Source organism: Pseudomonas sp. Irchel s3b2 (genome assembly GCF_900187445.1).
Lineage (GTDB): Bacteria > Pseudomonadota > Gammaproteobacteria > Pseudomonadales > Pseudomonadaceae > Aquipseudomonas.
In genome coordinates this window covers 72,073-84,595 of record NZ_FYEB01000008.1, presented here as the reverse complement: position 1 = coordinate 84,595, position 12,523 = coordinate 72,073, and the positions used below count along the sequence as shown (strand labels likewise).

Sequence of the window (12,523 nt, the reverse complement as noted above, 5' to 3'; positions counted from 1 at the left end):
TATTGATTACGTGAGGACTTTAATGGACGACAACAAGAAGAAAGCCTTGGCTGCGGCCCTGGGTCAGATCGAACGTCAATTCGGCAAGGGTGCCGTAATGCGTATGGGCGATCAGGACCGTCAGGCGATCCCGGCCATTTCCACTGGCTCTCTGGGTCTGGACATCGCGCTCGGCATTGGCGGTCTGCCAAAAGGCCGTATCGTTGAGATCTACGGTCCTGAATCCTCCGGTAAAACCACCCTGACACTGTCGGTGATCGCCCAAGCTCAAAAAGCCGGCGCGACCTGCGCATTCGTCGACGCCGAACATGCCCTCGACCCTGAGTACGCCGGCAAACTGGGCGTCAACGTCGATGACCTGCTGGTTTCCCAGCCGGACACCGGCGAGCAGGCCCTGGAAATCACCGACATGCTGGTGCGTTCCAACGCGGTAGACGTGATCATCGTCGACTCCGTGGCCGCTCTGGTGCCAAAGGCTGAAATCGAAGGCGAAATGGGTGACATGCACGTGGGCCTACAAGCCCGACTGATGTCCCAGGCGCTGCGTAAAATCACCGGTAACATCAAGAACGCCAACTGCCTGGTGATCTTCATCAACCAGATCCGTATGAAAATCGGCGTGATGTTCGGCAGCCCGGAAACCACTACTGGTGGTAACGCGCTGAAGTTCTACGCATCGGTTCGTCTGGACATCCGCCGTACTGGTGCGGTGAAAGAAGGTGATGAAGTCGTCGGTAGCGAAACCCGCGTCAAAGTCGTGAAGAACAAGGTCGCTTCGCCGTTCCGTCAGGCCGAGTTCCAGATTCTTTACGGTAAGGGCATCTACCTCAACGGTGAGATGATCGACCTGGGTGTTCTGCACGGTTTCGTCGAGAAGTCCGGCGCCTGGTACGCCTACAACGGCACCAAGATCGGTCAGGGCAAAGCCAACTCGGCCAAGTTCCTGGCAGACAACCCGGAAATCGCCGCGACCCTGGAAAAGCAGTTGCGCGACAAGTTGCTGTCTCCAGCGCCGGATGTCAAAGCATCGCCAGTCAAAGAGACGGCTGATGACCTGGCTGACGCTGATATCTGATTGCTCCGATGACGACCGCCGTACTCGATACACTCGTCGCGGTGCGGCGAACCGCAATGGACCTGCTCGCGCGACGCGAGCACGGTCGAGTCGAGCTGACGCGTAAACTGCGTCAGCGCGGCGCCCTCCCTGAAATGATCGACACAGCACTCGACCGCTTGACGGAAGAGGGGCTGTTGTCCGAATCCCGTTACCTCGAAAGCTTCGTTTCCTACCGTGCCCGTTCCGGTTATGGCCCTTTGCGAATTCGCGAAGAGTTGAGCCAGCGCGGCCTGCAACGTGCCGACATCGAACTCGCCTTGCGCGAGAGCGGTATCAACTGGCAGGGGCAGCTGGAAGATACCTGGCGGCGCAAATTTGCTGGGCACTTACCGATAGACGCCCGGGAACGTGCAAAACAGGGCAGATTCCTGAGTTATCGGGGATATTCCATGGAAATGATCAGCCGCTTGTTCAGCGGCCGAGGGATGGACGATTGACTGAAACGGCTCGCTATTTCGATAGCGGGCCGTTTTTTTTGCCTCACGTTACCTTGGACGGTTCCCGTGTGCGTTGTTGCGCCTGGGGTTTGGACTGGGCCCAGTTTTCCGGCAGGTTGATGTAATCCACCAACTCCCGCAGGCGACCATGATCACGGGCGTTGAAGGTGAAGGAAAGTCGCGCCAGATGGCTGAACTGTGGTTCGTCGTGTTCCTCACCGCTGTAGGCGTGCTGATGGAAATGATCGCTCAGGCACAGGTCGGCGAATGCCTCCTGCATGTGTTCAAGCGCCCGGTCGCTGAGTTTGTGGTTCATGCGAATCACGAACTGATGCTTGAGCCAGCGGCTGGAGTGGAAGTTGCTGTAGAACTGATTGATCTGTTCCACTGCCTCTTCGGCGCTGTAGACCAGGCTCAACAGCTTCATGTCGGTTGGCAGGATGTAGCGATTTTCCTCCAGTTGATGATGAATGAAGTCCAGCGCGCCTTGCCAGAACTTGCCGCCTGGCGCATCCAGTAGCACCACGGGCACCAATGGGCTTTTGCCAGTCTGAATCAGGGTCAGCACTTCCAGCGCTTCATCCAGCGTGCCGAAACCTCCCGGGCACAGGACCAGCGCATCGGCTTCCTTGACGAAGAACAGCTTGCGGGTAAAGAAAAAGTGGAAGGGCAGTAGATTCCCGGTGCCATTGACCGTGGGATTGGCATGCTGCTCGAAGGGCAGGGTGATATTGAATCCCAGGCTGTGTTCCAGGCCGGCACCTTCGTGGGCCGCCGCCATGATGCCGCCGCCGGCACCGGTGATGACCATCATGTCCGAGCGCGCCAGAGCGGCGCCAAGTTCTCGGGCCAAACCATACAGTGGGTGTTCTATCGGCGTGCGGGCCGAGCCGAAAACGGTGACTTTGCGTCGCCCCTTGAACTGCTCGAGCACACGGAAGGCATGCTCGAGTTCGCGCAGGGCTTGCAGGGTAATCTTGGCATTCCAGCGGTTGTGATCTTCCTGGGCCATGCGCAGCACAGTCAGGATCATGTCGCGGTAAATCGGGATGTTGGGACTGTTGGGTGAAACCAGGTTGAGTTGTTCTTCGACCTTGCTGGTGAGGTCGTGGCCGCTTTCTTGAAAATGACGGCTCAGGAGGTCATTCGGTTGGTAAGGCATTCAACTTCTCCTTCTGCACAGAACCCTCGGCCCGACAAAATAATCGTCGATGCCGCGACACCCCTTGTGTCGCTGTCTGCCCAAGCCCATGCCTGGGCGCTCCACCTGACTCGTTTGCAATCGAGCCATCCATACGGGCTCTGCTTATCCCTTGAATGAAAGAAACGTTCGCACAATAAGGCACGCAATGGGCAGCCCCTTTTCTGCCCTGAAAAAGACAACGTGAACACTATGAATTTAGACCCTCGCAACGATTTGCGCTGCCTGATCATTGCGCCGCAAAGTCTTTCCTGGCAACCGCTTATTGACCATTTGCAAGGTGCTTTCACCGCTCGTCTGAAGGCAAGCCATCTGCCCTGCGCTCTGATTTACTAAGTTACAGGCGTGACACGACAACTTTGCGTCAATGGCAGACGCAACGTTCAAGAAATTCAGGGATTTATCGCGTGATCAACGGTGGTCGATGCGTGCAGGGAGGCGGTAAACCATGCCCAGAGTCATTCTGGAGATCGATGCACAACTGTATCGATTGCTGAAGTTATCAGCCGAGGCCAATCATTTGAGTCTCGAAGAGGAGTGCTGCCGACGTCTGGAGGGTGGGGAGCGACGTTCGCGTTACTTGCAGGCGCTGTTGGCAGAACTGCGCGCCGAGGATGAACAACGACGCGCCAATTCCCGCTGATTACTTTTTCTTTGCAGGCGCGGCTTTCGGGCAATCCGATTCCTGGAAGCTTGCGGAGCCGACCGGGCGGTTGGTTTTCACTTCAGTGAAGTCATAACGCATGATCGCTCCCTTGGCCATCAGCTTGCGGAACCCCTCGTTTCTGCAGACGGAGGCGCCAAGCTGGAAGTACACGGCTTTCGGATCGGCGCGCATCTTGTCGGCGTGGCTGCTTTGAACACTCAGATGATTGATCAGCTGGTTGCCTTCGACGGTATAACCTTGATCCAGAAGGTCTTCGTTGATCGCCCGAGGAGTGCCGACACTGCTTTGTACGGCGACGTTTCGCAACTCTCTGTTCAGATTCTGCTCACTCAAGGACGCAGCCTGAGCGTTGAAGGACGACGCCAGCAGAATGGCAGCGGTGGGAACGATAAGGCGCAGCATGAAACTCTCCTGGTTCAGTGACTGGTGGTTCGACCCGTCACGTGACTGTGCGTTCAGTGGCGGCGAATTATAGGGGAGGTGGCCAGGACGGTACAGGCTTGCGCCGGCCGCTCTGGTAAACTGCTGGCCTTTATTGCCTTGCCGAGTGCCGTTTGTGTCGAGTTTTCCTGTCTGCGGGTGCTGCCCACGATGAACCACGCCCCCAACGCCGTAGCCCGCTTGCGTGATCAGCGTGAGGAAGAGGGCATCAAGCCGATTCAGGCCCGTGGCTGGCGAGCAACCCGTTGCCGTGCCTGCCGTGTGATCGAGAGCCACTGCCTATGCGCCTGGCGCCCGCAGGTCGACACCCGTAGCGGCGTGTGCCTGATCATGACCAATAAAGAAGTGTTCAAACCAAGCAACACCGGTTGGCTGATTGCCGATGTGGTGCGCGACAACCATGCGTTCATCTGGTCGCGCACGGAAGTCGATGAACAACTGCTGGCGCTGCTGGCCGACCCGCAATGGCAACCGTACCTGGTGTTTCCAGGCGAATATGTCGAGCCCGGGCGAGTCACCCACAGCGTTGAGGTCGATAGCACCAAGCGGCCGCTGTTCATTCTGCTGGACGCCACCTGGACCGAAGCCCGGAAGATTTTCCGGAAAAGCCCCTATTTTGATGCATTGCCGATTCTGAGTCTGCTTCCCGAGAAGCTTTCACGGTACCGGCTACGCAGATCCACTCGCAGCGAGCACCTGTGCACGGCCGAAGTGGCGGCGCTGTGCCTCGATCTTGCCGGCGATACAGACACTGCCTTGGCGCTGGACGCTTATTTCGATGTGTTCAGCCAGCACTATATGGACGCTAAGCATCAGCTGGATATGAATGTTGCAACACCGGCTCACGCCGAGCTGATGCCCTTTGTGCAGAGCGTGGCGTCCATCGTTTGTTGAGCGTCGTCCATACTGCAAAGAACAGGGCTGGCTGGCAGGGCCATGCAACTTGACCACCCTGGCTTCGCTGGGCATGCTTGGCGCCGATTTGGCGAGGCCTGAATGCATCGGGCATCCCATGAAAAAAACAGGATCATTTGAAGAATGGCCACATACGAAATCCTGATTGCCGATGACCACCCTCTTTTTCGTAGCGCCCTGCATCAAGCATTGACCCTGGGCCTGGGCCCGGATGTCCGTCTGGTGGAAGTGGCGAGCATTGCCGAGCTGGAAACCCGTTTGGACGAAAAAGCCGACTGGGATCTGGTATTGCTGGACCTGAACATGCCGGGGGCTTACGGTTTTTCCGGGTTGGTGCTGTTGCGTGGGCAGTACCCGCAAATTCCAGTGGTGATGGTGTCGGCTCAGGAAGAAGCGTCGATCATGGTGAAGTCCCGTGAATTCGGCGCCAGCGGTTTCATCCCCAAGTCCAGTGATTTGAGCGTTATTCAGAAAGCCGTACGCGCGGTACTCGATGGCGACGTTTTCTGGCCGCCCCAGGCCTTCGAAGCGGTCAGCGTTTCCGCCGAAGCCAAGGCTGCCAGCGAAGGCCTTGCCAGCCTGACACCCCAGCAGTTCCGGGTGTTGACCATGGTTTGTGAAGGTTTGCTGAACAAGCAGATTGCTTACGAGTTGGGTGTTTCCGAAGCGACGATCAAGGCCCACGTCACGGCCATTTTCCGTAAGCTGAATGTGCGGACCCGGACTCAGGCAGCGCTGCTCTTGCAACAACTTGAGTCAATTTCGAGCAACTAAGGAGCTACGTGTTCACGCTTTTTTGACTTTGCTTAATCTAGCTTTCCCACTCCTTTTTGGTCAGTTGCCTACTTTATGTCACCTTTCAAAGGCCAGACCGGCCTCAAACGTATCCTCAACGCCTCCGGCTACTCCCTGGATGGCTTGCGCGCGGCTTTCACTGGTGAAGCGGCCTTCCGGCAACTGGTGTTGCTCAACGTTGTCCTGATTCCGCTGTCGTTCTTCCTGAACGTCAGCCGCGTCGAGCAGGCGCTGCTGATTGCGGTCTGCCTGTTGGCCTTGATCGTCGAGTTGCTCAATTCGGCGGTGGAAGCGGCCATCGACCGCATTTCCCTCGAGTTGCATCCACTGTCCAAGAACGCCAAGGACATGGGCAGCGCCGCTCAATTGGTGGCGCTGAGCATGATCGCACTGGTGTGGGCGGTGATCCTGCTTTAAGCGATGGTGGGCAGCACGATCTCGTCGCTGCGCTGAACCCCGGCGGTGAACGCGCGGCACAGTTCGAGGAATTCGCGCATCGCCGACGTCTGATATTTCTGTTTATGCCAGATGAAATAGAACTGCCGCGCCAGGTCCAGTTCCGGCGTTTCCACCGGCACCAGGCTGCCGCGGCGAAACGCATCGCGCAGCGCCAGGCGCGAAATGCAACCAATCCCCAAACCTGATTCCACCGCGCGTTTGATCGCTTCGGTGTGTTCCAGCTCCAGGCGAATGTTCAGCGCGCTGCGATGGTGTCGCATGGCCTGGTCGAACGTCAGCCGTGTGCCCGAGCCCTGCTCACGCAAGATCCACGCCTCATGACTCAGCTCCTCCATGGTCGCGATGCCGCGTTTAGCCAGCGGATGCTGGGGCGCACAGAACACCACCAACTCATCTTCGACCCAACTCTGCACTTCGATATCCGGGTGGCTGCAATCGCCTTCGATCAGACCCAGATCAATTTCATAGTGCGCGACCTGTTGCACGATGTTGGCGGTGTTCTGCACATGCAGCTTCACCTGGCTTTCAGGATGGCGCTGCATGAAGCTGCCGATCAGCAGAGTGGCGAGATAATTGCCGATGGTCAGGGTCGCGCCGACCGCCAGGGAGCCGAAACCAGACTTGCCGTTGAGCAAGTCTTCAATCTCCTTGGCCTGGTCGAGCAGGGCCACCGCCTGGGGCAACAGCTGTTTGCCGAGGGCGTTGAGGCTCAGCCGTTTGCCGGCGCGATCGAACAGTTGGCAGCTGCACTGACGCTCTAGCTCGGTGATTGAGGTGCTCGCCGCCGATTGTGAGAGGTTGAGCGTCAATGCAGCACGGGATACGCTTTCCTGCTGGGCGACGGCGACGAATACTTGAAGTTGACGGAGAGTAAATCGCATATCGATATAACCGATAACCCTTATCTTAATAATCCAGTTAACAGATATTGTCGCTGCCATTAGAATGCGCTGCAATTGCGCACATCATCGGCGCAGGCAAATCTCCAGGAGTCCCACGTACATGAGCAACATGAACCACGAGCGTGTCCTCAGTGTTCACCACTGGAACGACACTCTGTTCAGCTTCAAGTGCACCCGCGATCCGGGCCTGCGCTTCGAGAACGGTCAGTTCGTGATGATCGGCCTGCAACAGCCCAACGGCCGCCCGCTTATGCGCGCTTACTCGATTGCCAGCCCGAACTGGGAAGAGCATCTCGAGTTCTTCAGCATCAAGGTGCCTGATGGCCCGCTGACTTCCCAGTTGCAGCATCTGAAGGAAGGCGACGAGATCATCATCAGCAAAAAGCCTACCGGCACGCTGGTGCTGGATGACTTGAAGCCTGGCAAACATTTGTACCTGCTCAGCACCGGTACCGGTCTGGCGCCATTCATGAGCGTCATCCAGGACCCGGAAACCTACGAGCGTTTTGAAAAAGTGATCCTGTGCCACGGCGTGCGTTACGTCAATGAAGTCGCTTACCGCGAGTTCATCACCGAGCACTTGCCGCAGAACGAGTTCTTCGGCGAGGCGCTGCGTGACAAGTTGATCTACTACCCGACCGTGACCCGCGAGCCATTCGAGAACGAAGGCCGCCTGACCGACCTGATGCGCAGCGGCAAGCTGTTCAGCGACATCGGTCTGCCACCGATCAACCCGCAGGACGACCGCGCCATGCTGTGCGGCAGCCCGAGCATGCTCGACGAGACCAGCGAAGTGTTGAACAGCTTCGGCCTGAAAGTTTCGCCGCGGATGCGCGAGCCGGGTGATTACCTGATCGAGCGTGCTTTCGTCGAAAAGTGACCGAAGGTCACTTGTAGGAGCTGGCTTGCCAGCGAAAGCGTACATTCAGTCAACATCATCGTTGAGTGTTAAACCGCCATCGCGAGCAGGCTCGCTCCCACATTGGTTTTGCGTTCACCATGAAAAAGCCCGCGTTGCCTGAGAAGGCAGCGCGGGCTTTTTCGTTTCTACGGATTACGCGTTTGCGGGAATGACTTCGACAACGCGGATCAAGTCAGGCGTGGGGTAATGCCAGCGCACATCCACATCCCAGAACTGCGCGCCATATTCCCTTTCTGGTGCAGGAATCTGGTACGCCGGGCGTGGGTCTTGTGCCAGGCATTGCTCGATCAGCTCGACCAAGGGCTCATCAAGCCGCTGAGCATGGTCGTGAGCCTGCTGCAGTGCCGAATCCGTCCACTGCACGGGAATCAGCGTTGGTGGGGCGCTGGCGATGCTGTTGGACGCCGTGTCGATGATGTCGGCGTAAGGCACGTAGGGTTTGATGTCGAGCACCGGCGTGCCGTCCAGCAAGTCGATGCCGGAGAGCCACAACCGATTGGCTTCGACCTTGTCCAGTTTGACCACCGATTGACCGATGCCATTGGGTCGATGCGTCGCCCGAGTGGCAAACACGCCCATGGATTTGTTGCCCCCCAGGCGCGGAGGGCGGACTTTCAGGCGTGGCTTTTCTTCCAGGGCCTGATGGAACAGGAACAACAGCCAGACATGGCTGACCTGCTCGAGTCCCTGCACCGCATCACCCTGATCGAACGGCGCCACCAACTCCAGCACGCCCCGAGCGGCCGGGGCCAGCTGGGGCTGGCGCGGAATGGCGAACTTCTCCTTGAAACAGGAGCGCACGAAGCCGATGGGGGAAACGTTGTAGGTCATGGTTTGGGGTCGAGGCGGGGTGTGGGTGGGCATGATAACCCGAGCAGTCGCGAGATCGCTGGCGTCTGTTAGTCCGTCATCGCGGGCAAGCCACGCTCCCACAGGGTTCTCGAGCGAACACAGATTTTGTGTACGGCATAGAACCTGTGGGAGCGTGGCTTGCCCGCGATAGCCGCACCGCCAATCTCAGAGACTGAACCAAGCCTTGTAGGAGCACAGCTTGCTGGCGAAGGCGTTTTCAAGATCGCCTTCGCCAGCAAGCTGTGCTCCTACAGGTTCGTGGGCAATTTACTGTGGGCGAACGCGCAGGGTCAGGCCCTTGAGGAAGTTGCGCAGCAACTGGTCGCCGCAGGTGCGGTAGTTGGTGTGGCCGAACTTGCGGAACAGTGCGCTCAGCTCAGGCTTGGACACCGGGAACTCGGCCGCCTTGAGGATCGCGTGCATGTCGTCTTCCTTCAGTTCGAAGGCCACACGCAGTTTCTTCAGGATGATGTTGTTGGTCACCGGCACTTCGATCGGCTGCGGCGGACGGCTTTCGTCCTTGCCACGCTTGAAGATCACCAGGCCATCGAGGAAATGCGCCATGACCTCGTCCGGGCAGCGTACGAAGCCTTCCTCGTCTTCCTCTTTCTTGTCGAGGTAGGTCAGCAGGTCTTCCATGGACACGTCCATGCCGCCGATCTTGATGATTTCGATGACTTTCTTGTCACTGATGTCGAGCATGTAGCGCACGCTGCGCAGTACGTCGTTATGAATCATGGTGTGCAATCCTGATATTCAGCAGTGGGCGCCGCATAAGCAGCGGCGCCGAAATGTATGGCGGCGTGAAAAGTCTTAGAACTTCTCTTTGCCGGACAGGTAGCGCCATTGCCCCACGGGCACTTTGCCGATGGACACGCCGCCTATGCGGATGCGGCGGATGGCGACGACCTTCAGGCCCACGGCCTGGCAGAACAGGGCAATCACGCCCGGTTGTGGGTTCTTCATCGCAAAGCGCAGGCGGTTTTCGTTCTGCCAGCTGGCTTTGACCGGCGGCAGTTCCTTGCCCTTGTATGTCAGGCCGTGGTTCAGGCGGTTGAGGCCGTGAGCGACCATGTCGCCTTCAACCTCGACTACATATTCCTGCTCGATTTTGCTGGCGTCGGCGGTGAGCTTGCGCAGGATCTTCCAGTCCTGGGTGAACACCAGCAGACCGCTGGCGTTGGCCTGCAGGTCGGCGCTGGCGATCAGGCGCAGGAAGTGACCCTTGAGCGGGCGTTTGCCGTAGCGGTGTTCTTCGCTCAGGGTCTCGGCGCTGATGGTCGCCATGGCCGTTTCCGCGTCCATGCCCGCAGGCACGTTGAGCAGGATGGTCACCGGCTCCGGCGCAGTGGCCTTGGCCTCTGGGTCGAGCTCGACTTTTTGGGTGTCGACCTTGAACTGCGGCTCGTCGATGACTTCGCCGTCCACGGTGACCCAGCCGCCCTCGATGAACAGCTCAGCCTCCCGACGGGAACAGCCGACGAGTTCGATGAGGCGTTTGGAGAGACGAATCGGGTCAGTCATGACAGGGCCGTAACAAAAAAGGGGTGGGCATTGTACCTGCCTGGCGCCGGTTAATCGCGAATCCATTTGCGCCGTGTGGCATTAAATGTAGGAGCTGGCTTGCCAGCGAAGGCGGCCGATTGATTGCTGCAAGGCTCTCGGGCCCCTTCGCTGGCAAGCCAGCTCCTACATTTGTTCCGCGTGGTGTCAGCCATGCCGCGAATGTTGCTGGTTTTGACGCAAACGCATGTGCAGCAGCGGATAAGGCTGGCCCATACCGTCATGCTCGGAGCGACCGATCACCTCAAAGCCCTGCTTGAAATAAAACCCCAAGGCCTGCGGGTTTTGCTCGTTGACGTCCAGCTCATCGGCGTTCAGGTGTTCCAGGGCATAACGCAACAATTTTTTGCCCAGGCCCTGGCCACGGTGCGCAGGATCGATGAAGAGCATTTCGATTTTGCCCGCCGCCACGCCGGCGAACCCGGTGATGCGCTGGTGCGAGTCTTTGGTGCAGATCAGCATCACCGCGTCGAGGTAGCGGGTCAGCACCAGGTTCTTCAGCAGTTCGATGTAGCTGTCGGGCAGAAAGTCATGGGTGGCGCGCACCGAGGCCTCCCACACTTGGGTGAGTTCTTCGTAGTCGCTCTGTTTCGGTGTGTGAATGACCGAGTATTGGCGCATGCCTGCTGGCCTCTCTGCATGGATGACGCGAGTGTTTTCTCTCACAAAACGATAGACGTAAAAAAGCCCCGCATCTCGTCAAGAGAGCGGGGCTTTTTGTATTTTTTTCGCTTAGATCTGTTCAGCCCACAGATCGTATTCGTCGGCGTCGGTCACTTTGCACCAGACTTTGTCGCCCGGCTTCAAGTTGCTGCCGTTGTCGATGAACACGTTACCGTCGATTTCCGGGGCATCGAAGAAGCAACGGCCGACCGCGCCTTGCTCGTCGACTTCATCGACCAGCACTTCGATTTCACGGCCGACGCGCATTTGCAGGCGTGCCGAGCTGATGGCTTGCTGGTGCGCCATGAAGCGGTCCCAACGGTCTTGCTTGACGTCGTCCGGCACGATGGCCGCGTCCAGCAGGTTGGCCGGTGCGCCTTCGACCGGCGAGTACTGGAAGCAGCCAACGCGGTCGAGTTGCGCTTCGGTCAGCCAGTTCAGCAGGTACTGGAAGTCTTCTTCGGTTTCGCCGGGGAAGCCGACGATGAAGGTCGAACGGATGATCAGATCCGGGCAGATTTCGCGCCAGTTCTTGATCCGCGCCAAGGTCTTGTCTTCGAAGGCCGGGCGTTTCATGGCTTTCAGGACTTTCGGGCTAGCGTGCTGGAACGGGATGTCCAGGTACGGCAGGATTTTCCCGGCGGCCATCAGCGGGATGAGCTCGTCGACGTGCGGGTACGGGTAAACGTAGTGCAGACGCACCCAGACACCGAGGGTGCTGAGGGCTTCGCAGAGTTCGGTCATGCGGGTTTTCACCGGCGCGCCGTTCCAGAAGCCGGTGCGGTATTTCACGTCGACGCCGTAGGCGCTGGTGTCCTGGGAAATCACCAATAGCTCTTTGACGCCGGCCTTGACCAGGCGCTGGGCCTCGTCGAGCACGTCACCGACCGGGCGGCTGACCAGTTTGCCGCGCATCGACGGGATGATGCAGAAGCTGCAGCTGTGGTTGCAGCCTTCGGAAATCTTCAGGTAGGCGTAGTGGCGCGGGGTCAGTTTGATCCCTTGCGGCGGCACCAGGTCGATCAGCGGGTTGTGATCCTGACGCGGCGGCACGGCGTCGTGCACGGCGTTGACCACTTGCTCGTACTGCTGCGGACCGGTCACGGCCAATACGCTTGGGTGCACGTTGCGGATGTTGCCTTCTTCGACGCCCATGCAGCCAGTCACGATGACCTTGCCGTTTTCCTTGATGGCTTCGCCGATCACTTCCAGGGACTCAGCCTTGGCCGAGTCGATAAAGCCGCAGGTGTTGACCACCACGACGTCGGCGTCCTGATAAGTGGACACAACGTCATAGCCTTCCATGCGCAGCTGGGTAAGGATGCGCTCGGAGTCGACCAGTGCTTTGGGGCAGCCCAGGGATACGAAGCCAACTTTTGGATTGGCCGGCGCAGGAGTGGTGGACATGTCTAACCTCGGTGTTTTGGGACGCCTCCAGCCGAGAACGGCAAGGCGACAGACGGGCGCTTATGTTTTGGGCGCCTCTGATCAAAAAGTGCGCAATTCTAGCGATGGCAGAGGCACTTGACCAGCTTTATGCGGGGAAATACGACGAGTGCTGCGCTATGCTTCGCGCCGTTACGCTTTAT

Annotated in this window: 15 protein-coding genes; 7 read left to right on the top strand and 8 right to left on the bottom strand. The window is 58.4% G+C overall.

From position 1 onward, the window contains the following. Positions 1-22 precede the first annotated feature (22 nt). Positions 23-1,075 carry a recombinase RecA gene (recA, locus tag CKW20_RS17960; protein WP_095054136.1) on the top strand — a complete coding sequence of 351 codons (1,053 nt, stop codon included), beginning with the start codon at positions 23-25 and terminating at the stop codon, positions 1,073-1,075. Between the two features lie 8 nt (positions 1,076-1,083). Further along, positions 1,084-1,554 carry a recombination regulator RecX gene (recX, locus tag CKW20_RS17955; protein WP_095054135.1) on the top strand — a complete coding sequence of 157 codons (471 nt, stop codon included), beginning with the start codon at positions 1,084-1,086 and terminating at the stop codon, positions 1,552-1,554. Between the two features lie 43 nt (positions 1,555-1,597). Here the strand turns inward: recX and CKW20_RS17950 are convergent, their stop codons facing one another. Further along, positions 1,598-2,716: a TIGR00730 family Rossman fold protein gene (locus CKW20_RS17950; protein ID WP_095054134.1), complete on the bottom strand. Its 1,119-nt coding sequence runs from the start codon at positions 2,714-2,716 to the stop codon at positions 1,598-1,600. A 487-nt stretch (positions 2,717-3,203) separates the two neighbouring features. Here CKW20_RS17950 and CKW20_RS17945 point away from each other — a divergent pair, with 487 nt between their 5' ends. Continuing rightward, a complete protein-coding gene (locus CKW20_RS17945) occupies positions 3,204-3,398 on the top strand; it encodes a hypothetical protein (RefSeq protein ID WP_095054133.1) in 195 nt (64 codons plus the stop codon). On the opposite strand, the gene CKW20_RS17940 is transcribed toward CKW20_RS17945, so the two are convergent. Continuing rightward, positions 3,399-3,824: a PA3611 family quorum-sensing-regulated virulence factor gene (locus tag CKW20_RS17940; protein WP_095054132.1), complete on the bottom strand. Its 426-nt coding sequence runs from the start codon at positions 3,822-3,824 to the stop codon at positions 3,399-3,401. It lies immediately after the preceding gene. Positions 3,825-4,013: 189 nt separating this feature from the next. On the opposite strand from CKW20_RS17940, the gene CKW20_RS17935 reads away from it, so the two are divergent. The 3 genes from CKW20_RS17935 (at position 4,014) to CKW20_RS17925 (ending at position 5,990) form a co-directional block, all read left to right on the top strand. Continuing rightward, positions 4,014-4,757, top strand: coding sequence for a tRNA-uridine aminocarboxypropyltransferase (locus CKW20_RS17935; RefSeq protein WP_095054131.1), 744 nt, complete (start codon positions 4,014-4,016; stop codon positions 4,755-4,757). Between the two features lie 144 nt (positions 4,758-4,901). Further along, positions 4,902-5,552: a response regulator transcription factor ErdR gene (gene erdR / locus CKW20_RS17930; protein WP_095054130.1), complete on the top strand. Its 651-nt coding sequence runs from the start codon at positions 4,902-4,904 to the stop codon at positions 5,550-5,552. A gap of 75 nt (positions 5,553-5,627) precedes the next feature. After that, positions 5,628-5,990, top strand: coding sequence for a diacylglycerol kinase (locus CKW20_RS17925; protein ID WP_095054129.1), 363 nt, complete (start codon positions 5,628-5,630; stop codon positions 5,988-5,990). Here CKW20_RS17925 and CKW20_RS17920 read toward each other — a convergent pair. Beyond that, positions 5,987-6,913, bottom strand: coding sequence for a LysR family transcriptional regulator (locus CKW20_RS17920; RefSeq protein ID WP_095054128.1), 927 nt, complete (start codon positions 6,911-6,913; stop codon positions 5,987-5,989). The genes CKW20_RS17925 and CKW20_RS17920 overlap by 4 nt on opposite strands. A gap of 121 nt (positions 6,914-7,034) precedes the next feature. On the opposite strand from CKW20_RS17920, the gene fpr reads away from it, so the two are divergent. Next, positions 7,035-7,814 carry a ferredoxin-NADP reductase gene (gene fpr, locus CKW20_RS17915; RefSeq protein WP_003443014.1) on the top strand — a complete coding sequence of 260 codons (780 nt, stop codon included), beginning with the start codon at positions 7,035-7,037 and terminating at the stop codon, positions 7,812-7,814. 174 nt (positions 7,815-7,988) lie between these two features. Here the strand turns inward: fpr and tsaA are convergent, their stop codons facing one another. From tsaA to rimO, 5 genes are all read right to left on the bottom strand, one after another. Further along, positions 7,989-8,687, bottom strand: a complete 699-nt coding sequence (tsaA, locus tag CKW20_RS17910; protein ID WP_095054127.1) for a tRNA (N6-threonylcarbamoyladenosine(37)-N6)-methyltransferase TrmO — start codon at positions 8,685-8,687, stop codon at positions 7,989-7,991. Between the two features lie 288 nt (positions 8,688-8,975). Next, complete coding sequence (locus tag CKW20_RS17905) at positions 8,976-9,446, bottom strand: DUF1456 family protein (protein WP_030131326.1); 471 nt, start codon at positions 9,444-9,446, stop codon at positions 8,976-8,978. Between the two features lie 75 nt (positions 9,447-9,521). Continuing rightward, on the bottom strand, positions 9,522-10,232 hold the full coding sequence (locus tag CKW20_RS17900; protein ID WP_095054126.1) for an rRNA pseudouridine synthase: 711 nt from the start codon (positions 10,230-10,232) through the stop codon (positions 9,522-9,524). A 186-nt stretch (positions 10,233-10,418) separates the two neighbouring features. Further along, on the bottom strand, positions 10,419-10,892 hold the full coding sequence (locus CKW20_RS17895; RefSeq protein WP_095054125.1) for a GNAT family N-acetyltransferase: 474 nt from the start codon (positions 10,890-10,892) through the stop codon (positions 10,419-10,421). A 111-nt stretch (positions 10,893-11,003) separates the two neighbouring features. Next, positions 11,004-12,341 carry a 30S ribosomal protein S12 methylthiotransferase RimO gene (gene rimO, locus CKW20_RS17890; protein WP_048393845.1) on the bottom strand — a complete coding sequence of 446 codons (1,338 nt, stop codon included), beginning with the start codon at positions 12,339-12,341 and terminating at the stop codon, positions 11,004-11,006. Positions 12,342-12,523 lie beyond the last annotated feature (182 nt).